This is a genomic window from Arthrobacter sp. CAN_A214, assembly GCF_015751955.1.
GTDB lineage: Bacteria > Actinomycetota > Actinomycetes > Actinomycetales > Micrococcaceae > Arthrobacter_D.
Genome location: NZ_JADOUU010000004.1, coordinates 216,979 through 238,179, shown reverse-complemented (window position 1 = coordinate 238,179; position 21,201 = coordinate 216,979). Strand labels below are relative to the sequence as shown.

Below are 21,201 nucleotides of genomic sequence, written 5' to 3'. Positions count from 1 at the left end.
AGCCGTCGTCATCGTCATCGCTATTTGTCTCGCTTCTCACCCCGTGCAAGGGAAGGAATTAGTAAGGGTGTCTCACTCCAGCCTGGCGCACAGGGGAAAGGCGAGCCGGGCTGCAGACCCCACCACCGGTAAGGTCGGACCATGAGTGACTTGTTCTCCCATCCCACACCGGAACCACCCCGCGAGGGCCCTGTCGGAGATGTTCGCGCCGACGTGACAGTGCCGGCGGACCGCACGCACGCCTGGGCCGGCTTCAGCGATCACATCCATTTATGGTGGCCGGCGTCGCTGCTCAGTGTCTGGGGAAGCGGGAGCTTTTTCGATCTTGAATCGAATGCTCTCGTGGAGACCTCACCGGAAGACGAGGAAACGGTCTGGGCTGAAGTAACGGGCAGCACCCCTGATGCGAGCCTCGAGTTGATCTGGAGGCACCGCCCGGGAACAGCTCCCTCCACCTCGGTCACCATTACGTTTTCGGAAGTCGGTGGATTCGGTGATCCCCGGACTGCGGTGGCCGTCAGGCACGGAGGGTGGGAGCCGGTTGCCGGGGCCGGTGAGCTTCGTCGCCGCTACGAGGAATTCTGGCCGGAAGCACTCAGCCACTACGCGAGATTCATGGGGGGCGCGTTGTGAGCCGACAGGAAGTGCCCCGCCCCGTAACTGATGACTTGGTGAAACTGCTGCCCGGCCGGGTGTCGATGGCGGAAGCTGACCTTCTGGCCTACAGCCATGATCAGGGCCCCGTTACGGATAGCGTCCTGCCGCTTGCTGTCGTATGGCCGGAAAGTGTCCGGGACGTGCAGACCGTTTTGAAGTGGGCAAGCCGCTGCAATGTTCCGGTGGTGGGCCGTGGAGCCGGGAGCGGTGTATCCGGTGGTGCCCATGCAACTTCCGGCTGCATCGTACTGAGCCTCGAACGCATGAACGCCATTCTCGCGATCCGCCCTGAAGATGAGGTTGCCGTCGTCGAACCCGGCGTGATCAACGCGGACCTCAATTCTGCCGTGGCGGCACACGGGCTGATGTTTGCCCCGGACCCCGCGAGTTACCGGTGGTCGACGATCGGGGGCAACGTAGCAACCAACGCCGGCGGGCTGAGGTGCGCCAAATACGGGGTGACCCGTGATTCGGTCCTGGCCCTCGACGTCGTGCTTGCTGACGGGACGTTGGTCCATACCGGACATTCCACCTTCAAGGGCGTCGCCGGGTACGACCTGACGGCGCTGATCATCGGTTCCGAGGGGACCCTCGGAATCGTGGTGGGTATTACCGTGCGGCTGCGATACCTGCCGGAGAAGGTCAACACGATCGCGGCGTTCTTCCCCGATGTGCGCTCTGCCGCGGCAGGGGTCCTGGCAGTAGCTCGTGCCCGCGTACAGCCCGCCATCCTCGAATTGTTGGACGGCATGACCATGCAGGCGCTGGATACCGCGCACGGGTCCCGGCTTGCTTCCCGCGGAGGGGCGCTGTTGCTCCTGCAGACCGACGGATTCGGGGCGGATGAGGAGGCGTTGGTCATCCGCCACGTGCTCTCCGAAGTGGGCGGCACCCTGTCCGACGTCGGAGCGGGGGAAGCCGCCGACCTGATCGAGTTGCGCCGGCACAGCAGGGGAGATGCTGTGGAACACGAGGTCCGGGTGGGTGAGGACGTGGCCGTGCCGAAGTCCAGTCTCGTAGATTACATCGAGGCGCTCGAAGGCATCGCCGAGCGTCTGGAGGTGCACCTGAAAGTTGTCGCGCATGCGGGTGACGGCAATCTCCATCCCACTTTCTGGGTTTCCCGGGCAGATGGCCCAGCCGCTCTCGAGCGGCTGGGTGTGGCACTCGACGAATCGGTGCGGATTGCGCTCGAGTTCGGTGGAACCATCACCGGTGAGCACGGGGTGGGCCAGTACAAGTTGCGATGGCTGCCCTGGGAGCAGGCTGACGAGGTTCTCGAACTCCAGCGTCGCATCAAGGACGTCTTCGATCCGCGCGGCATCCTGAATCCCGGCAAGGCGATCGTACCGGCCGTGCAACAGTGACCCGCGGACGGCTCGGAACTGGGGCCCGGTGCTAGTGTTCTACCAACCGTAAGGGCTCAATCATTCGCTATTTTGGGGGCAATAATGTCGAGTAACATTCCAGGTCCACAGCAGGGCGGACCGGACCAGAACGATCCCCCCGGGAGCCAGCCGCAGTATGGCCAGTCTCCGCAGGGCCAGTCGCCATATGGCCAACCAGGAGCCCCGCCACCCTACGGTCAGTCTCCGCAGGGCCAGTCGCCATATGGCCAACCAGGGGCTCAGGCACAGTACGGCCAGTCTCCGTACTCCTCGGACGGGGGAGGCTACCCCGGCCAGCAGGGCTACGGGGCGCCCCCCAGGGACAATCCCGGCCGGACGCTCGGCATCGTCGGATTCGTCCTCGCCTTCATTCCCTTCCTGAACCCCGTCGGTGTGATCGTCAGTATCATCGCCCTGGTGAAGTCCAAGAAAGCCGGAATGGGCAATGGACTGGCGGTAGCAGGAATCATCATCGGCGCACTTGCGACGATCGGTCTGGTCCTCCTCATTGCAGGCCTTGTTGCGGCTGCTCCACTCATTCAGGAAGTAGCTGAATTCTGCGAGCAAGCCGGTCCAGGCCCGCAGATCTACAACGGCCAGGAAATCGACTGCGGCCCGGCCTGACGCTTCGGCCTCCAGAGCAGTTCCAGGCCTAGCTGTTCTCGAAGTCGCTGTCCCCGTCGAGACCGATGGCCTTGGAGTCGGCGGTGAGCATGATCTCAGCCTCGTCCCGCCGATGCCGCAATTCGGAATCGAGGTATGACTGCACGGCCTCGGCCATCGGGACGTTCCGATCTTCCCGCTCGGACATGTACCAGCGGTGCTCAAGGACTTCGTGAACTACTTCAGCCGGTTCCAGTTTTCCACCGAGCTCACGGGGAACTGCCTTGACGATGGGCTCGAACACTTCGCTGACCCACAGGTGTGCGCTCAGCTCCTCGTCCAGGTTCGGGTTGTTGTCCGCCCGATAGGCATCCATGTTGTTGAGTAGGCGCCTGGCCTGGTTCTCCTGTGCGTCGAGGCCTGTCAATCGTAGGAGGCGGCGGCTATGGTGGCCGGCATCCACGACTTTCGGTTGGAGCTGGATCTGGCTGCTGTCCGCGGCTGTCCTGATCGCATATTCCTCGACGTCGAACCCCAGCTCATTGAGCCGCCGGATCCGCGCGCCCACACGCCACCGCTCGCCGAGCTCGAACGATTCCTGTTCCGTGAGTTCCGTCCACAGCCGTCGATAGCTGTCCATGATGAGCTCGCTGGTGGCTAGCGGGTCGACCTTCTCCTCGATCAGTCCGCCTTCCGCCAGATCCATCAGCTCACCGGCGATATTCACGCGTGCTATCTCCAGGTCGTATTCCCGCTGGCCACTGGACAGTTCTGGGTAGAGCTCGCCCGTTTCGGCGTCGACGAGGTAGGCGGCGAAGGAACCCGCGTCCCGGCGGAACAGGGTGTTGGACAGTGAAACATCGCCCCAATAGAAGCCGATGAGGTGCAGGCGTACGAGCAACAGTGCCTGCGCGTCGATGAGGCGGGTCAGGGTGTCACGCCGCAGTGTCTGAGAGAACAGTGCGCGGTAGGGCAGCGAAAATTTCAGGTGCCGGGTCACCAGGACCGGGTCCAGGTCCTCACCCTCGGGGGTGGTCCGGCCCGAGATGACCGCAACGGGTTCGACGCACGGCACGTCCAGGCGCTGGAGCTTGCGAAGCATGTGGTACTCGTGCCGGGCGACGTGTTCGCTGGTCTCCTTGACGGCGATGATCGATCCGCCGAGGTGGGCAAACCGTACTACGTGCCGGGAGATGCCGCGGGGCAGGGCAGCCAGGCTCTGAGTCGGCCATTCCTCCAGGGCCACGTGCCAGGGTAGGTCCAGCAGCTCCGGATCCGTTGCCGCTGCGGTGATGTTGAGTGATCCGAGCGTGGACGGTGATGCCGCTGTCCGGACTCGTGGAAGCTTGCCGGCCTGGTCGTAGTCGGTGGGTTCGTTGTGCCAGTTGGCGTTGGAAGCCTCGGTCATGGTGTTGCCTCCGGGTCACGGTGGGGATGGGGAATCTTGTCCCAGCCTAATTCCAGGACGCGGTTAAAGCAGGAAGCGGCGGCCTGCCGGCTGCCGAGGCAACCAGCGGACCGCCGCGTCCAGGGCGGGTGCCGGATCAGACCGTCTCAGCCAGACGAAGCCCTGAGGAGGTGTCGAAGAGGTGGACGTGGCCCGGCTCGGGCCGGACGTACACGGTGTCACCCTTCATTGGAGGGCGGCGGCCGTCGACGCGGACCACCATGTCGTGGTCCTTGCCGTTGAGCGTGGTGTGCCCGTAGATGTAGGCATCGGCTCCGAGTTCCTCGACGACGTCGACCTCCACCTGAAGGCCTTCGCCGGTGGAGCTGAGGACGAGGTCCTCGGGACGGACACCCAGCGTGACGGTGCTGCCCGCAGCGTTACGCAGGATGTCGCCGGGGACCGGGTAGACGATGCCCCCGAAAAGGACGCCGCCGTCCGTGACCGGCATCTCGAGCAGGTTCATGGCCGGCGACCCGATGAACCCGGCAACGAAGACGTTCTTCGGCCGCTCGTACAGATTGCGCGGCGTGTCGACCTGCTGCAGGATGCCGCCCTTGAGGACCGCAACGCGGTCACCCATCGTCATGGCCTCCACCTGGTCGTGGGTCACGTAGACCGTGGTGACCCCGAGCCGGCGCGTGAGCGAGGCGATCTGCGTGCGGGTCTGGACCCGGAGCTTCGCGTCGAGGTTGGAGAGCGGCTCATCCATCAGGAAGACCTGGGGGTTACGGACGATTGCGCGGCCCATGGCAACACGCTGACGCTGTCCACCGGAGAGTGCCTTCGGCTTGCGGTCGAGGTAGTCCTCAAGGTCGAGGAGCTTCGCAGCTTCCCGGACGCGCTCCGCGCGCTCTTCCTTAGATATACCGGCGATCTTGAGGGCGAAGCCCATGTTGTCCGCCACGGACATGTGCGGGTAGAGGGCGTAGTTCTGGAACACCATCGCGATATCGCGGTCCTTCGGGGGGACGTCGGTGACGTCGCGGTCACCGATCAGGATCCGGCCGGAGTTCACGTCCTCAAGACCCGCAAGCATGCGGAGCGAGGTCGACTTCCCGCAACCCGAGGGACCCACGAGGACGAGGAATTCGCCGTCGGCGATCTGAATGTCCAGCTTGTCCACCGCGGGTTTTTCAGTGCCCGGGTAGAGGCGCGTGGCCTGGTCAAAAGTGACAGTTGCCATGTTGTTTTCCTTTTCACGGGCAGGTACGTGCCCGACGATCCGTTGTGAATGGGAGAAGTATTCAGTTGTTTGCGTGCAGAAATCTCACCGACACGACTGGTCGGTAAGATATGTCACGCCCCCTGAGTATGGCACGGATCCTAGGGAGACGCACCTGCGGAGCGCAGCGCCACCAGTTCCTCGAGGACGGAGGTCAGCGCCGCGGGGGAGGGAACGCGGTATCGCGCGGCGCTGTCGCCGTCGCCGACCTTGACCCCGACATCCTGCGGATCGAGCGCGCGCTGGGCATGTTCATCCGTCACGTCGTCGCCCGCGAAGAACACTGCCGTGGCGCCCGCCAGCGCCCGTAACCGGCCCAGACCTGTGCCCTTGTCAGCCTTGACCACCGACACCTCCAGCACCCTCTTCCCGTCGCTGATGGTCAGCCCGGGAAGGTCGGCGAGGCCCGCGCGGGCGGCTTCGACGGCGGCGCGCGCCACGTCCTCGTCGGCGGTCCGGGTGTGCAGGACCACCCCGGCGGGCTTGAATTCGACCCGCGAGCCGGGGTGCACGTCGACAACCTGCTGAACGGCCGCAGTAGCGGTTTCCAACAGCGCCTGCTGTTCCCCGGTAAGCGTGAGGGGTTCCCTCCCTGTGCCTGTCCAGGTCTCCGCGCCGTGACTGCCGATGAGCAGGGTATCCGGCCCGGGATTCGCCACAACGCGAAGGCTGTCGAGCGCGCGGCCGGAGATGAGCGCCGTCGTCGTCCGGGGCAACGCGGCCAGCGCCTGCAGTGCTGCGGCGGAACCGGGAAGGGGCCGGGCGTCCTCGGCGCGTTCGACGAGGGGCGACAGCGTGCCGTCGAAGTCCACGGCGACCAGGAGATGCTCGGTGGCGGCCAGCGTCTTCAGTGCGCGGGCCAGGGCATCGTCCTGCAGGGCACTCATGATTCCTCCTCGTGGCCGTTGTGCAGCGCGTCGAGGAAGGCTTTCGACCAACGCTCGACATCGTTCTGCAGTACCTGCCGGCGCATGATGCGCATGCGTCGGATGGTCTCCGCCTTCGGCATGGTGAGGGCCTTGACGATCGCAGCCTTCAACCCGTCGATGTCGTGGGGATTCACGAGGATGGCCTGCCGCAGGGTGTCGGCGGCTCCTGCGAACTCGCTGAGCACCAGCGCACCGCGGTTTTCCGTGCGTGCCGCGACGTATTCCTTGGCAACGAGGTTCATGCCGTCCCGAAGGGCGGTGACGAGCATGACGTCGGCGGCGAGGTAGAGCGCCACCATTTCCTCGACGGGGTAGCTGTGGTGGAGATAGCGGATGGCGGTGTTCTTCATGGTGTCGTAGGTTCCGTTGATCCGGCCGACGGCCCCCTCGATGTCCTCCCGCAGAAGCCGGTACTGTTCCACACGCTCACGGCTGGGACTGGCCACCTGGATCAGCGCGGCGTCCTCGACGGTGATGTTGCCGTCCTCGAGGAGCTCGCCGTACGCTTTCAGCCGGTGGCCGATGCCCTTGGTGTAGTCGAGGCGGTCCACCCCGAGCAGGATGTGCTCCGGGTTCCCCAGCTCGCGACGGATCTCCCGGGACCGCTCGATGATGTCTTCGCGCCGGGCCAGTTCGGCGATGGCACTGGCGTCGATGGAGATGGGGAAGGCCTCCGCTCGGGAGACATAGGAGAACTCGCCGTTCTCGCCCGTCACATGGACCTGCTGGGCCTTGATGGTGTGTCCCTTGAACCGGCGCACGCATCGCAGGAAGTTGCTCGCATCGCTGGGTCGCTGGAAGCCGATCAGATCCGCCCCGAGCAGTCCCTCGATCACCTGGCGCCGCCATGGCAGCTGTGCGTAGATCTCCAGCGGGGGAAAGGGGATGTGGTTGAAAAAGCCGATCTTGAGGTCGGGTCGGGCCTCGCGCAGCAGCTTCGGCACCAGTTGCAACTGGTAGTCCTGCACCCAGACCGTGGCCCCCTCGGACGCGACCGCAGCCGTTGCCCGGGCGAAGCGCTCGTTGACGCGACGGTAGGAGTCCCACCAGGTGCGGTGGAACTCGGGGGAGGCGATGACGTCGTGATACAGCGGCCACAGCGTGGCGTTGGAGAAACCCTCGTAGTACAGCTCCACTTCCTCCTCGCTGAGGGGGACCGGTACCAGCCGCATGTTCGCTTCGTCGAAGGACTCGAGCGTTTCGTCGGGGGCGCCGTGCCAGCCCACCCATGCTCCATCGGCCTTCGCCATGACGGGGGCGAGTGCCGTCACCAGCCCGCCGGGTGAGCGGCGCCAGGAACTGCTGCCGTCGTCGTCGGTCATGCGGTCCACCGGCAGTCGATTGGAGACCACGATGAACTCGAAGTCTCCGTAGTCAGTGCTCGTTGGAGTGCTGTCGGTAGGGGGTTGATCTGCTGAACTCACTCTGGCTCCTGCGCGATAGTAGGCCTGCTGACGACTCTATCCGTTCCATCCCGCCGTGGCCGGAGAACCGGAGCGGAGGGTGGAATCAGAACCGGGGCTGATTTTCGAACCCGGCCGGCGCTGGGATAACCTGATGGAGCGCAAGTCGTCAGCCGTCAGAGGTGACGACGGCGCTCGCTGGCTCAGCCAGCACGCCTCCTTAGCTCAGTTGGCCAGAGCACCGCTCTTGTAAAGCGGGGGTCGTCGGTTCGAATCCGACAGGAGGCTCCACACAGTACGAAGAACTCAGAGAGCGTGCAGTTCCACCTCGATGGTGTTCCCCGCCACCACCGCCGTCATGTAGGAGCAGTGCGGCTGCCGGCGCCGGTCGGTCGGCGAACCGGGGTTGAGGAGTCGAAGTCCGCCCGGCGTGGTGGTATCCCACGGGATATGGCTATGACCGAAGACCAGGACATCCGTGTCCGGGAACTGCGCGTCCATCCGCGCTTCCCGGCCAGTTTTCGCTCCCGTCTCATGCACGACGGCGAGACGGAGCCCTCCCACGACGTCGCGCGCCACGAGCGGGAGGCGGTTCCGGAACTCCTCGCCGTCGTTGTTTCCGTAGCAGGCGAGAAGACGCCGGGAGCGGTGTGCGAGCTCGTCGAGCAGCGCGAGTTCCGTCCAGTCACCGGCATGCACGACAACGTCCGCTGCCTCCACTGCATCCCATAGTGCCGCGGGAAGCACCCTGGCCCGTTTCGGAAGGTGGGTGTCCGAGAGAAGGACGAGGCGGATCTCCATACCGGCAATCCTTTCAGTGAAGGGGTACCAGTGACAAAGGATCACTGCTGTGCCATGCTTCCCCCAAGCATGCTTAGTATCAGATCGAGTGCGGCGGTGTGTCAGTCCCTGACTCCTGTCGAGTAGCCAACCGGAGGAACAATGCAGATCGACAAATCGCAGATCATCGATCTGCTGAAGTCCCAGGGCAAGGGCGACTCCGCGAGCCAGGCCGAATCGGAACTTCCAGACAAGGTGGATCCCGAGCAGCATTCGGACCTGCTGTCAAAGTTCGGAATCGATCCGAAGGATCTTCTTGCCAAGTTCTCGGGTGGCCTGAGCGGGCTCGGGGGATAGGCAGCAGCTCCACTTCCGACCAACCGAACACTCCAACCCGAAAAGAGGAAACAGTGGATACGAATCAGATAGTGATGATCATCATCGGCGTGATCATTCTCCTGGCTGTTATTGGACTCGTGGTGTTCCTGGCCCGGAAGCGCCGCCAGCAACACCTCAAGGACCAGCAAGAAAAGGACCGGCACCAGGCAGCCGAAATGCGCGAGAAAGCGAAGGCGTCCGAACTGGACGCTCGTGAGCGGGAGGCGAAGGCCACCATGGCGGAAGCCGAGGCTCAGCGCGCGGAGGTAGAGGCCGAGCGGCTACGCCATCAGGCCGAAGAACGCCAGCGTGATGCGCAGGGGCTGCGGGACGAAACCCTGAACCACACCCGCAAGGCCAACGAGCTCGACCCGGACGGAAGAGTGGATTCCCAGAAGCATGACGGGCGGTAAGCCGAACAGCTTCCCGGAACATTGCCCGGGGAAATGCGACCAGGAAGTCGGACTATGAGGGTTGTGGTGATCACCGGTGCGTCGAGCGGCATCGGGCGTGCGACGGCGCACGCGTTCGCAGCTGACGGTGCCGCGCTCGTGCTCGCCGGCCGCGGTGCCGCGGCCCTCGACGTGGTGGCGGGTGAGTGCCGCGGGCGGGGCGCCGAGGTGCTCACCGTGCCGACCGACGTCAGCGTCGAGGAACAGGTCGAAGCGCTCGCCGCGGCCGCTGTAGCGCGCTTCGACCGAATCGACGTGTGGGTCGGCTGTGCCTCGGTGTTCAGCCTGGGAACTTTCGAAGAGATGCCCCCGGCGGTATTCCGCCAGCTCATCGAGACCAACCTCTTCGGTCAGGTGTACGGCGCGCGGGCGGTGCTGCCCTTCTTCCGGCAACAGCAGCGGGGAGTGCTGATCTCGGTCGGCTCGGTCTACTCGCGGGTCACCGCGCCTTTCGTTTCGCCCTACGTCACGAGCAAGTTCGGGTTGCTCGGATTCATGGAGGCGCTGCGTGAAGAGCTTCTGGGTGAACCGGGCATTCGAATCTGCACCGTCCTCCCCTCGACGATCGACACGCCCATCTACCAGCACGCTGCCAACTACACCGGGAAGCGCATCCACCCGCTCCCGCCCGTCGTGGATCCGCTGAGGGTGGCGCGCTCGATCATGCGGGTGGCGGACCGACCGCGGCGGGTGACGATCGTGGGCCGGACGCAGGGAGCCTTCCTACCCTTTCGGGCGTTGCTTCCCAGGGCGTACGAACCTCTCGTGGCCGCCGTCATGCGTTCGGTGATGCTCCGGGGCGGAAATATCGCACCCTCGGCGGGGAACGTCTTCGCACCCGATCCCGACCCCGACACGTACAGCGTGAGCGGCGGATGGCGGCTCCTGCCGAGGCTGCGGAGGTTCGGGTTGGCCCGGCGGCGCAACGTGTGACGAACGCGATACGCGAATGGTCCAGGCACTTCCTGACGGGGCCTCATAGTGAGTATATGGATCAGTTGGAGAACCTTTTGTCACAGTGTGCACGCCTGTTGCGTCTCGATCGCGGCGCGCGCCAGGCTGCGGCAGGGCTCGCCGTTGTCGCCGTATTCTGGGTGGTGGGCCTGCTGGGCGGTCTTCACGTAATCCTTGGTGGTACCACCAACGCGATGGCTATCCTCGTGGGGCTCTACCTGATGCTGGGACTTGTCATACTCTCCCTCGTCGTCGGGGCCGCAGCCACTGCGGAACTCAGCCGTCGGGCCACCTTGAGGTGGCGGAGGTAAACCCCGCCACCTCGTCTCACCGCCGACGCCGAACCCGGTTCAGCGCGGGATGACGACGTGTTCGTTGGGTACACAGTGCGTCATGGTGAGCCCCTCGACAGAACGGGACCCGTTGCCGCCCAGGTTCTTCAACCAGGCAAGCTCCTCCTCCGAGAGCGTCTGGCTCTGGAGCGGTCCGAGATCCTGGATCTCGGAAAGCAGGATGCCAAGCCCATCGCCCACGCGGCTCCCCAACTCGTCGTCGGTCATGTAGAAGTGCCACAGCATCCGCTCCTGGACCGGCCGGGCCGCCTGGCTGATCAGGGTGACGAAGTTGCCGATCAGGTCGTCCTTCTCCCACTGTTCCAGCAGCTGGTAGCGCTGACCCGCCTGCAGGTAGTCATTCGTGAGGGGAATCCGTTTCCGGGTGAGCCTGCCGGTGATCTCCGGTCCTTCCTCATCCGGGGTGGGATAGTGGCCTTCACGCAGCCCGCCGGTGATCGAGGGCTCGTAATTCACCGAGGGGTTCTGGCCCGGCCCGGCATCCGTGTCGAAGGACATCTGTCCGCCGCGCTGATTGGTGGCGACAGGCGCATTCTTCGCTGAGTTCACCGGCAGCTGCAGGTAGTTGGGACCGACACGGTAGCGCTGCGTGTCGCTGTAACTGAAGGTCCGGCCCACCAGCATCTTGTCGTCCGAGAAGTCGAGTCCGTCCACCAGCACGCCGGTGCCGAAGGACAGCTGCTCGTTCTCATTGTGGTGGTCGGTCACATTCCGGTTCAGGGTCATGGTGCCCACGAGCTTCGGTTCGAAGTCCTGCTCCGGCCAGGTCTTCGTGTCGTCGAGCGGGTCGAAGTCCAGTTCCGGGTGGTCGCCGTCGTCCATCAGCTGGACGTATAGGTCCCACTTCGGATAATTCCCCTGCTCGATGGCCTCGTAAAGGTCCTTCGAGGCATGCCCGAGGTCGTTCGCCTGGATGTTCGCGGCATCGGCTTCGGTGAGGCTCTTCACTCCCTGGTGCGGTTGCCAGGTGTATTTGACCAGCTTGGTGCCACCCTCCGCGTCAATCCATTTGTAGGTATTCACCCCGAAGCCCTGCATGTGCCGGTAGTCGGCCGGGATGCCGCGGGGGCTGAAGAGGTTGATGAGCATGTGCATCGATTCCGGCGTCTGCGACATGAAATCGAAAATGCGGCCGGGCTCCTGGCGGAACGTCACCGGGTCAGGTTTGAGGGAGTGGATGACGTCGGGGAACTTGATGGCGTCGCGGATGAAGAACACCGCAAGGTTGTTGCCCACGAGATCCCAGTTGCCGTCCTCGGTATAGAACTTGACGGCGAAGCCACGGGGATCACGTGCCGCTTCGGAGGAATCACGTCCGCCGATCACCGTGGAGAAACGGATCGCCACCTCCGTCTTCTTGCCGGGCTCGTTGAACAGCTTCGCCCTCGTGTACTTCGTGACAGGTTCGTCGCCCCACTTCCCGGTGGCCTCGAACTCGCCGAAGGCGACCGCTCCGCGGGCGTGGACCACCCGTTCGGGGATGCGCTCGCGGTCGAAGTGGCTGATCTTCTCGAGGAACTGGTAGTTCTCCAGTGTCGCGGGCCCGCGGGCTCCGATGGTTCTCGAGTTCTGGTTGTCATAGACCTGGTGCCCCTGGCGATTGGTCAACACGGGGCGGTCATCACCCTCTGCGGGCGGCTGGCTTGCTACATCTGTCACAGCGTTCTCCTTTGATTACAGAAGCATTGGTCCTGGTGGCTTTCGGTGCCGATCGTGCCTTCGACGCTAGCGAACGCCTGCTTGGTCAGCAACCTTGGTATCCGTTTTGCAAGGGACTGCTTGACAGGGCTCGATGCTAGGGTGGTCCCGTTCTGAACCATGAGGCAGGAAGCCCCCAATGACAGCGCCGCGACCGGAGTTCCCTGTCCTGATGCCCGGGAAAATCACGGCCTTTGCAGCGTTCGCAGCTGTTCATCTGCTCTTTTTTGCGCTCCTCCTTCCGTACTTCTCCGACGGAACCACGTACGGAGACGTGGTTCTCTACCGCCATTGGGCGCTCCACGGGCTCACCACGGGAAGCTGGCAGGGCATCGACACGGCCTGGGTCTACCCGGTGGGCGCGATGCTCCCGATGGTTCTTCCTGCACTCGCAGGGCCGGAGTTCTACATGCTCGCGTGGTTCCTCCTCTGCACGGCGCTCAACTTCGGCGCTGTGCGGATGCTGCTCACCAGCCGCACCGCGGGCTATGGCTGGCAGGCTGCCTGTCTGTGGATAGCTCTGACGGCGATCCTCGGTCCGCTGTCGTTCTCGCGGGTGGACGGAATCGCCGGGCCGTTGGTGGTCATGGGGCTCCTTCTCGCCGGGGGGCGGCCCCTCGTCGCGTCGGTGATTCTTTCGGCGGCCACCTGGATCAAGGTGTGGCCGGCCGCCGCGGTACTCGCACTGCTGGTCGTCAGCAAGGCGAGGGTGGGGGTTTTCCTCGCCGGCGCCGCTGTTTCTGCAGCCATCGCCGCAGGAGTTGTTGCAGGCGGAGGAGCACAGCACCTGTTCGGCTTCGTCGCGGCCCAAGGGGAGCGCGGCATGCAGCTGGAAGCACCGCTGAGCACTCCCGGGCTCTGGCAGGCAGTAATCAGCGGGGGAACATCCGTGGTGTTCAATGACCAGATCGACACCATGGAGATCCGCGGCTCATTGGCTGGCACAGTCGGATCCCTGATGAATCCGCTGTTGTGCGGAAGCCTGGTGTTGATCGGTGCGCTTCTGATGGCGGCACTGCGGACCGGGGCCGACCGCGGACGGCTGCTGGTCACTGGAACGCTGGCTCTCATCGGCGCGATGATCGTCTTCAACAAGGTGGGTTCCCCGCAGTTCATGATCTGGCTTGCCGCGGCGGTTGCCGTGGGGGTCGCGACCAGGGGTCGGGAATGGACGGTTCCCGCAGTCCTGATGGTCGGAGTCAGCCTCCTGACCACGCTGGTCTATCCGATCCTGTACGTGCAGCTCTACCGCGATCTGGACCCGGGTGTCGCGCTTCTGCTGTCCCTGAGGAACCTGCTGGTCGTCGTTGTCTTCTGTTGGGCGGTCCGGGAACTCCTTCAGCTCAGGCGTCGCTCCGGTGCCTCTCCTGCCCTGCATACGTCCTGAGAAGTTCCCTTGCCTGTACGGCACCGCCGGGTTCCTGCCGTAGCGCGCTGTCCATGCCCTCCACCTTCGACGCACCGGCGGGAAACGGCGGAAGAAGCGGAACATCCGGATCGGTGACGAATTCAAGAAGGAACGGCCGATCGGAACTGAATGCGTCAGCCCAGGCCGCGGCGACCTGCTGCGGATCCTCGATCCGCCTGCCGCCCAGGCCGAGGAGCCGCGCATAGCCTGCGTAGTCGACGTCGGGCAGTGCCTGGCTTGCCGGAAACCGTGGTTCGCACTCCATCTCCCGTTGCTCCCAGGACACTTCGGCGAGGTCGCCGTTGTTGAGCACGCACACGATGAAACGGGGATCCTCCCAGTCCCTCCAGCGCCGGCTCACCGTGATGAGTTCCGCCATCCCCGCCATCTGCATCGCACCATCACCGCTGATCACCACCACCGGGCGGTCCGGCCGTGCCAGCTTTGCAGCGATGCCGTAGGGAACGGAACAGCCCATGCAGCCCAGGGTGCTCGAAAGATGGGCGGGGACTCCCCGCGGCAACCTGAAGTGCCGCGCGTACCAGTAGACCGAACTGCCGACGTCGACCGCCACCCGGGCGTTGCCGGGCAGGTGATCGTTCAACTCATGGAGGACCCGCTCGGGATTGAGGGGAGTGGCCGGCGTCATCGCGCGCTCAAGGGTGAGGGCGCGCCATCTACGCACCTGGGCTTCGACGTCCGCACGCCAGGCGCGGTCCTGCTTGCTGTGCAGGAGCTGGGTCAGCGCGGCGAGGGTCTCCGCGGCGTCTCCGGAAAGGGCGATTTCCACCGGATAGCGGTTGCCGATAGCCTGCGGATCAATGTCGATCTGCACCGCCCGCGCCTGCCCCGGTGCCGGGTAGTACTCGGTCCACGGGTCATTCGAGCCGATGATCAGTAGGGTGTCGCAGTGGCTCATCAGGTAGGCGCTCGCGCTGGTGCCCAGATGCCCCATGGTTCCCGTGGCGTGGCCGAGGTCCTCATCGACGAACGGCTTGCCGAGCAGGCTGGTAGTGATGCCGGCACCCAGGCTTTCGGCGATTGCCAGTACTTCCTGCTGCGCCTTCGACGCCCCCTGGCCCACGAGGAGGGCCACTTTCGATCCGCTGTTCAGCAGCGCGGCGGCGTCGTGCAGTTCCTGTTCCCGTGGGAGCAGGCACCCCTGGCTCCAGACGGGGGACGACGGCACCACGCCGTGTTTCTGCGGGGTCACCGGGGCCGGCGCCTGCTGGATGTCATGGGGCAGGATGACGACGGCGGGCGCGCGCATCGCGAGCGCGGCCTTGAATGCCCGGTCCAGCACCATCGGGAGTTGCTCGGGATCGGCGATCTGCTGCTGGAATGCTGTTGCGACATCCTTGGTCAGGCCCAGGAGGTCGATTTCCTGTTGGTAGCCGGAGCCGAGAACGGTCCGGCTTTGCTGGCCGATCAGCGCAACAACGGGAACGCTGTCCAGCTTGGCGTCGTACAGGCCATTGAGCAGGTGGACTGCCCCGGGACCCTGCGTGGCGGTCACTACGCCCACGCCGCCGGTGTACTTCGCATGCCCCACCGCCATGAAGGCGGCCGCTTCCTCGTGCCGGGCCTGGATGAACTCGGGGCTGCCCGAGCGGCGGAGCGCTCCCAGCAGCGGATTGATCCCGTCACCGCTGTAACCGAAGATCCGGTCCACTTTCCACAGCCGGAGTCTTTCGACGAGGAAATCCGCTGCTGTTCGCTGCTCCACTATTCCGCCGCAGGGACGTCCGGCCCCGTCGGCCATCGAAGGAGCGCTGCAATGGAGCGGGAATCGAGCGCACCCGAAGGGTAGAGGCTGACCTTGGCGTCCGTCAGTGCCACAGCACGTAGCATGCCCGCGAGGGCCGGAACCTTGCCGATGACACCGGCACCCGCGGTGTCGGCCTCGGAAAGAGCAACCCAGGGAGCGGCATCGAGCGCCAGGACCGTCTGGCCGTCCAACGAGGGCGTCTCGAGGAGCAGTGTGTCCACCTGGCCCTGCTGGAGCGCAGTAATCACCGGACCGGTTCCGACGGCGGTGGTGCGGGTGGCCTGTCCCTCGTGCTCCGCCAGGGTCTCCAGAAGCATGCGCTGCCGGTCGGCCATCACCAGGGCGACCAGTTCCTGCACCTGGAGGGCGAAGGTCTTTTCGTCAGCTCCCGCAGCACGGGTGTTGCTGTCGATGATGCTGAGCTTGCGGCGGGTCTCCTCGGAAACCTGGTCCGCCACGAGCTGGCGGGCGCGGATATCACCTGCGACGATCACGAGCTGCGCCCGGTTTTCCCTGGCGACGCGGTCGATTTCGGCGGCGACGTCGCCCGCGTTCATCTTCCACACCTTTTCCGCGTGCTGCTGGAACCGGCGATGGGACCAGCCTCCCCCCTGGACCTTGCGCGAGTGCTCCATATCGCCATCGATATGGGATTCGGGTTCTCCTCCGGTGGGCCTCGAGGAGTCGCCGTCCGCATACCGCAGGTACACCTCGCCACCGCCGTGGCCCACCTCGGCGATGACGTAAGCAAAGTCTTCAGGGCAGTGACGCACCAGGGGGGAAAGGTCCGGCACGGAAGCCACAGCGGTCACCGGCATCATGACCATCTCACCGGGGAGGAATTCGTCGACAACCGCTTCGCCACCGTGGATCAGGATGAACCGGGCCAAGGGATCCGGCATTCCTTTGGCCGTGCTCGCCAGCGTTGACGCGGCCGCGGCGATGTCATTCTTCGGTGCTCCCGCAGCCTCCATGCTGTCGGCGACATTCCGCGGCAACACGTCATCGCTTCGGAGTGAATCCACAGTGCCCGTGCTCCCGTCCACGTAAATGGTGGTCCATGGACCCTGGAGGCTGTACAGGTGCTTGTGGTCGATCAGTGCTTGCGTCATGGGCAACCCCTGCTCTCTTCGGTGTCGGCTTTCTTCGGTGTCGGCGAGCATCAGGCATTCGATCTTCAGCCCGTTCGGCACAAGTAAGGACACTTATGGTCTATCACCGCGGAGGGCCGCTGAGAAGCGCCGACTCCGGAAATTCTCCAATTGAAAAATGGGGGAGCGAAGGGGCACGCTGCGCGAGTAGCGTAACTGCTATGACTCAGGTTCCAACGAATTTCCCGCCGGCCTACGTCGAGTACCTCAGCACCGTCGACGAAGGCTTCCGTGAAACCGTTCTGATGGCGATGAAGCAGTCGGTCGCCGAGGGCCTTCACGGCATTCTGGTGAACAGCCGGGTGGCCCATCATCGCCAGGCCGAAGTTTCGGAGACAGTGCCGTACGGGCAGGTCATCGACGCTGTCCACTAGGCCGCAGGACATGCCCGTACAAACCCGGGGCAGGGCTTCGCGTGCACGGCGGGTCGCTTCGGCGTGCTGCGCAGGCGGGGGTACGTTCCTGCTGGCCGGAACTGCCCATGTTCTGTCCGGTGGATCCCTTCCCGCCCCCGAGCTCCTGACCGGACTCGCCGTCCTGACCGCTTTGGCAGCGACGATACTATCTGTCCGCAGGCTCCCCACCTGGGCGGTTCTGGCTCTGTTCGCGATTTCCCAGCAGGTACTCCATGGCGCGTTCACCGGTCTGGCCGTCGGCGGCGCATCCGGCGCGACGGGGGTGCCCGAGGCGGAGATATCCGATCACCATGAGACACCGGTGCCGGTCCCGGCGGGTGGCGCCGCAGGGCACTCGCCCGAGGCAATGATTCTGCTGCATGCCCACGCGGCTGCCGCGCTCCTGGCCGGACTGCTCGTGGTGCGCTGGTCCGCGATGGCGGCTTGGATCCGGTCCGCAAAAGCGACCGCCCCCGAAGGAGGCGGTCGCCGAGGTGCAGTGCGGGGCCGGCAGGCCTAGTTCCGGCTGAGCGCCTCGTCGTAGAACGGGTAGTCGGTGTAGCCCTCGGCGCCGGTGCTGTAGAAGGTGGCCGGGTTGGGCTCATTCAGTGGAAGGTCATCCTGCCAGCGGCGGACCAGGTCCGGATTGGCAATGGCCGGACGACCGACGACCACCGCGTCACCCACGCCGTCATCGAGGATGGCGAGCGCCTCCTCGCGGGTGGTGATGATGCCGAAGCCGCTGTTGATCAGCATGGGCCCGTCGAAGCGTCGACGCAGGTCCTGGATGAAAGCACCTGCGGGCGCGGCATGGAGGACGCTGAGGTAGGCGAGCTTCAGGGGAGCGATGCCGTCCACAAGGGCACCGTAGGTGGCTTGGACGTCGTCCAGTTCCGTCTCCAGCGCGTCCTGGATGTTGTGGGCCGGGGAGATCCGCAGACCCACCTTTTCCGCGCCGATCGCTTCGGCCACCGCGTGGGTGAGCTCGACGACGAAGCGTGCACGGTTCTCGGGTGCTCCGCCGTACTGGTCGTTGCGCTGGTTGGACTCGGGGGAGAGGAACTCGTGGAGCAGGTAGCCGTTGGCTCCGTGGAGCTCCACGCCGTCGAACCCGGCGTTCACGGCATTTCGTGATGCAGTGACGAATTCCGCGATGATCGACGGCAGCTCGTCCGTGGCCAGGGCGTGCGGGACCGGATATGGCTTCTTGCCCTTGGAGGTGCGGGTCTCACCGGCGATGGCGATGGCACTGGGCGCAACCACCTCGTATCCGCCGTTGGTGTCTTCGTGGGTGACGCGTCCGGCATGCATCACCTGGGCAACGATGCGTCCGCCCCCGGCATGCACGGCGTCGGTGACATTCCTCCATCCGGCCAGCTGCTCTGGGGTGACGAGGCCCGGCTGGCCGGGGAACCCCTGGCCGGCATGGCTGGGGTACGTGCCCTCGCTGACGATCAGGCCGAGGGAGGCCCGCTGGCGATAGTGCTCGACGACGAGGGGGCCGGGGATGCCCTCACTTCCCGAGCGCACGCGGGTGAGGGGTGCCATGACGACGCGGTTGGCCAGCGTCATCTCGCCGAGGGTCAAAGGGGAGAACAGTTTCATGGGAGCTCTTTCCGTAAATGCCGGGGCCTGTGGTGTTCCTCCTTTCGCCAACCAAGCACCTCCACGGAGTATTCCGGATGTGGCCTGTTCCACTTGTCCCCCAGGCTCGTCCCCGCTGGCTTGTCCCTGCCGGGGCGGATTGCCTCCGCCTATCGGACGTCCTCTTCGTCGAGGTGGCTCAGAGGCGCACCGCCGCGGTTGGCAGGATCATCGCTGGCGTCGACGTCGTCCTCCTCCATCATTCCGAAGTCGACGTCGGCTGCGGCCTCGCCGAGCATCGGCTCACCCGGCGGAATCTGCTCCTCACCCTGCTCGTAACGGGATTCGGCAGTTTCCTCGCGGAGGGTCTGGTCGCTGAGGTAGCCTTCCTCGCCGATCTGCGCCGCTGCCGGGTCGTCCTGCAGCAACGGATCCTCCTGCCAGCGGTCCGGATTGTTCTCTGCGGCCTCCGGGTAATCGTCCGGATTCCCCTCGAGCACCGGGTCGAATGCTTCCGGGGCCAGCGAATCATTCGCCACCTCGGGCTCTGCGCCTACGATCGTGAGTTCCTCATCGGGCAGGTTCTGCTCAGTCATGGTTGCGCCTTTCGTCGGTCGAACGCGTTCACTTCGTTACTAAGCCTACTGATCATCTTCCGGAAGGGACAACCGGTCAGAGGTGGTCCCGCCAACTGTGCTGCGGATCGAATCCGAGGACGCGCCGCGCCTTGTCGATCGAGAGCAGGGTTTCATGCTGTCCCACCTCGCGAACCATCTCGACGCCGGGAAATACTTCAGCCGCCAGATCGGCACTGGAGCGGCTCATCACGGTATCGGCGGCCGCGATGAGGAAGCGGTCGAACCCCGGACCCGCGGACTCGAGGGCACGCAACACCGCCTGGGCGCCGTCCCGGCCATCGATATACCCCCACAGGTTCCACTTCCGCAGGGTGGCGTCGGCGTCGAACGACGGAAAGGCGGCATAGTCCTCAGGGTCCATCACATTGGAAAAGCGCAGTGCCGTGATGCTCAGCTCGGGGTCCCAGCGCGTCAGCTCGATCGCCAACTGTTCCTCGAGGTGCTTCACGAGCGAGTAGGTGCTCTCCGGCCGTGCCGCATACTCCTCATCCACGGGGATGTAGGGCGGATCGACGTCGAAGGGCAGGCCCTGGACGGTCTCGCTCGAGGCGTAGACCACACGCTTGATGCCAGCCCTCCTGCAGGCCTGGAAAACGTTGTAGGTGGACATCATGTTGTTGGAGAAGGTCGCAACGTCGGCGTGGATGCCCGGTGCCGGGATGGCGGCGAGGTGCACCACGGCGTCGAATCCGTCGGAGCGGTCGTCCACACCCATCAGGGCGTCGACCACCTGGCCGTAGTCCCGCAGGTCGATGCGCAGGAACTCCGGGCCGCGTTCGCCGTGCTGGTCCAGCTCAAGGACCAGGTGCCCCGCCCCCCGCAGTCCCCGGGTGACGCTGCGTCCGAGCTTGCCGGTGGCGCCGGTCACCGCGACCCGCAGAGCCGCCATCAGGCGGGCCGCGAATCGGGGGATTTCGTTTTCGAGACGTCCGCCTCGGCCAGGGAGCCGATGGCATCGTCGATCGCCGTCATCACGTCGGATTCGAGGACGACGCCGGCCGCCGCCGCGTTCGACTCGACCTGTTCCGGCCGTGAGGCACCGATGATCGCCGAGGCGACGTTCCGGTTCTGCAGGGTCCAGGCGATGGCGAGCTGCGCCATGGTGAGGCCGACACCGTCGGCGATGGGTCGGAGCTTCTGCACGCCGGTCAGGACGTCGTCGTCCATCCACCGCTTGATCATGTCGGCGCCGCCCTTGTCGTCGGAGGCGCGGGTGCCCTTTTCCGGCTGTTGCCCCGGCTGGTATTTTCCGGTCAGCACGCCCTGGGCCACCGGCGACCACACGATCTGCGACAGACCGAGTTCCTCGGAGACGGGTACCACCTCGCCCTCGATGACGCGCCACAGCATCGAGTACTGGGGTTGGTTCGAGATCAGCTGGATGCCGAGTTCCTTCGCGAGGGCCGAGCCGTCGCGAATCTGCTGAGCCGTCCATTCGCTGACGCCGATATAGAGCGCCTTGCCCTGGCGGACCACGTCGGCGAAGGCCTGCATGGTCTCTTCGAGCGGCGTTTCGAAGTCGTAGCGGTGTGCCTGGTAGAGATCCACGTAGTCGGTCTGCAACCGCTCCAGGGAGCCGTTGATCGACTCCAGGATGTGCTTGCGGGAGAGCCCTGCGTCGTTGTGTCCCTTGGGTCCGGTGGCTCCCCACACCTTGGTGAAGATCTCAAGGGATTGGCGACGCTCACCCTTCAGCGCCTCACCGAGCACCGTCTCCGCGGCGGTGTTCGCGTACACGTCCGCCGTGTCGAAGGTGCTGATGCCGACATCGAGCGCCGCGCGCACGCACCGGGTGGCGACGTCGTTCTCCACCTGGGAGCCGTGCGTCAGCCAGTTGCCGTAGGTGATCTCCGAAATTTTGAGTCCGCTGTTTCCAAGGTATCTGAAGTCCATGCCTCCGATGCTAGCCATGCAGGCGCACCCCGCATAGCGTGCGGAGGGGAGCCGGACCTCCCCGAAAACCGTGGTACAGCGGAGCGGCAATGAGGTT

22 protein-coding genes and 1 tRNA gene are annotated in these 21,201 nt (G+C 65.0%); 11 read left to right on the top strand and 12 right to left on the bottom strand.

Going from position 1 to position 21,201, the window contains the following annotated elements:
- Window positions 1-141 precede the first annotated feature (141 nt).
- The 3 genes from IWX65_RS06215 to IWX65_RS06205 all read left to right on the top strand — a co-directional run bounded on the left by IWX65_RS06215 (window position 142) and on the right by IWX65_RS06205 (window position 2,669).
- On the top strand, window positions 142-633 hold the full coding sequence (locus IWX65_RS06215; protein ID WP_196881560.1) for a hypothetical protein: 492 nt from the start codon (window positions 142-144) through the stop codon (window positions 631-633).
- 65 nt (window positions 634-698) lie between these two features.
- Entirely contained in the window at window positions 699-2,024 is a 1,326-nt protein-coding gene (locus tag IWX65_RS06210) for an FAD-binding oxidoreductase (protein WP_196881579.1), read from the top strand.
- An 84-nt stretch (window positions 2,025-2,108) separates the two neighbouring features.
- Window positions 2,109-2,669 (top strand): DUF4190 domain-containing protein, encoded by a 561-nt coding sequence (locus tag IWX65_RS06205; RefSeq protein ID WP_196881559.1) that lies wholly within the window; start codon window positions 2,109-2,111, stop codon window positions 2,667-2,669.
- Window positions 2,670-2,697: 28 nt separating this feature from the next.
- Here the strand turns inward: IWX65_RS06205 and IWX65_RS06200 are convergent, their stop codons facing one another.
- From IWX65_RS06200 to IWX65_RS06185, 4 genes are all read right to left on the bottom strand, one after another.
- Window positions 2,698-4,056 (bottom strand): DUF4032 domain-containing protein, encoded by a 1,359-nt coding sequence (locus IWX65_RS06200; protein WP_196881558.1) that lies wholly within the window; start codon window positions 4,054-4,056, stop codon window positions 2,698-2,700.
- A gap of 136 nt (window positions 4,057-4,192) precedes the next feature.
- Window positions 4,193-5,281 carry an ABC transporter ATP-binding protein gene (locus IWX65_RS06195; RefSeq protein WP_196881557.1) on the bottom strand — a complete coding sequence of 363 codons (1,089 nt, stop codon included), beginning with the start codon at window positions 5,279-5,281 and terminating at the stop codon, window positions 4,193-4,195.
- A gap of 140 nt (window positions 5,282-5,421) precedes the next feature.
- The gene (gene otsB / locus IWX65_RS06190) at window positions 5,422-6,207 is read right to left on the bottom strand and encodes a trehalose-phosphatase (RefSeq protein ID WP_196881556.1); all 786 of its coding nucleotides are present in this window, start codon (window positions 6,205-6,207) and stop codon (window positions 5,422-5,424) included.
- Window positions 6,204-7,673, bottom strand: a complete 1,470-nt coding sequence (locus tag IWX65_RS06185; RefSeq protein WP_196881555.1) for an alpha,alpha-trehalose-phosphate synthase (UDP-forming) — start codon at window positions 7,671-7,673, stop codon at window positions 6,204-6,206. Before IWX65_RS06185 ends, otsB begins: the two co-directional genes overlap by 4 nt.
- A gap of 193 nt (window positions 7,674-7,866) precedes the next feature.
- On the opposite strand from IWX65_RS06185, the gene IWX65_RS06180 reads away from it, so the two are divergent.
- Window positions 7,867-7,943, top strand: a tRNA-Thr gene (locus IWX65_RS06180).
- Between the two features lie 15 nt (window positions 7,944-7,958).
- On the opposite strand, the gene IWX65_RS06175 is transcribed toward IWX65_RS06180, so the two are convergent.
- Window positions 7,959-8,453, bottom strand: a complete 495-nt coding sequence (locus IWX65_RS06175) for a metallophosphoesterase family protein (protein ID WP_196881554.1) — start codon at window positions 8,451-8,453, stop codon at window positions 7,959-7,961.
- 141 nt (window positions 8,454-8,594) lie between these two features.
- Here IWX65_RS06175 and IWX65_RS06170 point away from each other — a divergent pair, with 141 nt between their 5' ends.
- From IWX65_RS06170 to IWX65_RS06155, 4 genes are all read left to right on the top strand, one after another.
- A complete protein-coding gene (locus IWX65_RS06170) occupies window positions 8,595-8,789 on the top strand; it encodes a hypothetical protein (RefSeq protein ID WP_196881553.1) in 195 nt (64 codons plus the stop codon).
- 53 nt (window positions 8,790-8,842) lie between these two features.
- Complete coding sequence (locus IWX65_RS06165; protein ID WP_196881552.1) at window positions 8,843-9,223, top strand: LPXTG cell wall anchor domain-containing protein; 381 nt, start codon at window positions 8,843-8,845, stop codon at window positions 9,221-9,223.
- 54 nt (window positions 9,224-9,277) lie between these two features.
- Window positions 9,278-10,195: an SDR family NAD(P)-dependent oxidoreductase gene (locus IWX65_RS06160; RefSeq protein WP_196881551.1), complete on the top strand. Its 918-nt coding sequence runs from the start codon at window positions 9,278-9,280 to the stop codon at window positions 10,193-10,195.
- 77 nt (window positions 10,196-10,272) lie between these two features.
- The gene (locus IWX65_RS06155; RefSeq protein ID WP_196823063.1) at window positions 10,273-10,527 is read left to right on the top strand and encodes a hypothetical protein; all 255 of its coding nucleotides are present in this window, start codon (window positions 10,273-10,275) and stop codon (window positions 10,525-10,527) included.
- 39 nt (window positions 10,528-10,566) lie between these two features.
- On the opposite strand, the gene IWX65_RS06150 is transcribed toward IWX65_RS06155, so the two are convergent.
- Window positions 10,567-12,228, bottom strand: coding sequence for a catalase (locus IWX65_RS06150; RefSeq protein ID WP_196881550.1), 1,662 nt, complete (start codon window positions 12,226-12,228; stop codon window positions 10,567-10,569).
- 178 nt (window positions 12,229-12,406) lie between these two features.
- Here IWX65_RS06150 and IWX65_RS06145 point away from each other — a divergent pair, with 178 nt between their 5' ends.
- Window positions 12,407-13,654 (top strand): glycosyltransferase 87 family protein, encoded by a 1,248-nt coding sequence (locus IWX65_RS06145; protein WP_196881549.1) that lies wholly within the window; start codon window positions 12,407-12,409, stop codon window positions 13,652-13,654.
- On the opposite strand, the gene IWX65_RS06140 is transcribed toward IWX65_RS06145, so the two are convergent.
- A complete protein-coding gene (locus tag IWX65_RS06140; RefSeq protein ID WP_196881548.1) occupies window positions 13,611-15,401 on the bottom strand; it encodes a thiamine pyrophosphate-requiring protein in 1,791 nt (596 codons plus the stop codon). The two genes, IWX65_RS06145 and IWX65_RS06140, sit on opposite strands and share 44 nt — an antisense overlap.
- Window positions 15,401-16,555 carry a baeRF2 domain-containing protein gene (locus IWX65_RS06135; protein WP_196881547.1) on the bottom strand — a complete coding sequence of 385 codons (1,155 nt, stop codon included), beginning with the start codon at window positions 16,553-16,555 and terminating at the stop codon, window positions 15,401-15,403. Before IWX65_RS06135 ends, IWX65_RS06140 begins: the two co-directional genes overlap by 1 nt.
- A gap of 200 nt (window positions 16,556-16,755) precedes the next feature.
- On the opposite strand from IWX65_RS06135, the gene IWX65_RS06130 reads away from it, so the two are divergent.
- Together IWX65_RS06130 and IWX65_RS06125 are read left to right on the top strand one after the other, a co-directional pair.
- On the top strand, window positions 16,756-16,968 hold the full coding sequence (locus tag IWX65_RS06130) for a hypothetical protein (protein ID WP_196823058.1): 213 nt from the start codon (window positions 16,756-16,758) through the stop codon (window positions 16,966-16,968).
- Window positions 16,969-16,978: 10 nt separating this feature from the next.
- Window positions 16,979-17,509: a hypothetical protein gene (locus tag IWX65_RS06125; RefSeq protein WP_196881546.1), complete on the top strand. Its 531-nt coding sequence runs from the start codon at window positions 16,979-16,981 to the stop codon at window positions 17,507-17,509.
- On the opposite strand, the gene IWX65_RS06120 is transcribed toward IWX65_RS06125, so the two are convergent.
- The 4 genes from IWX65_RS06120 to IWX65_RS06105 all read right to left on the bottom strand — a co-directional run bounded on the left by IWX65_RS06120 (window position 17,506) and on the right by IWX65_RS06105 (window position 21,104).
- Entirely contained in the window at window positions 17,506-18,594 is a 1,089-nt protein-coding gene (locus IWX65_RS06120) for an alkene reductase (RefSeq protein ID WP_196881545.1), read from the bottom strand. The two genes, IWX65_RS06125 and IWX65_RS06120, sit on opposite strands and share 4 nt — an antisense overlap.
- A gap of 149 nt (window positions 18,595-18,743) precedes the next feature.
- Window positions 18,744-19,169: a hypothetical protein gene (locus tag IWX65_RS06115; RefSeq protein WP_196881544.1), complete on the bottom strand. Its 426-nt coding sequence runs from the start codon at window positions 19,167-19,169 to the stop codon at window positions 18,744-18,746.
- A gap of 76 nt (window positions 19,170-19,245) precedes the next feature.
- A complete protein-coding gene (locus tag IWX65_RS06110) occupies window positions 19,246-20,091 on the bottom strand; it encodes an NAD-dependent epimerase/dehydratase family protein (protein ID WP_196881578.1) in 846 nt (281 codons plus the stop codon).
- Window positions 20,092-20,099: 8 nt separating this feature from the next.
- Window positions 20,100-21,104, bottom strand: coding sequence for an aldo/keto reductase family protein (locus tag IWX65_RS06105; RefSeq protein ID WP_196881543.1), 1,005 nt, complete (start codon window positions 21,102-21,104; stop codon window positions 20,100-20,102).
- Between the last annotated feature and the right edge of the window lie 97 nt (window positions 21,105-21,201).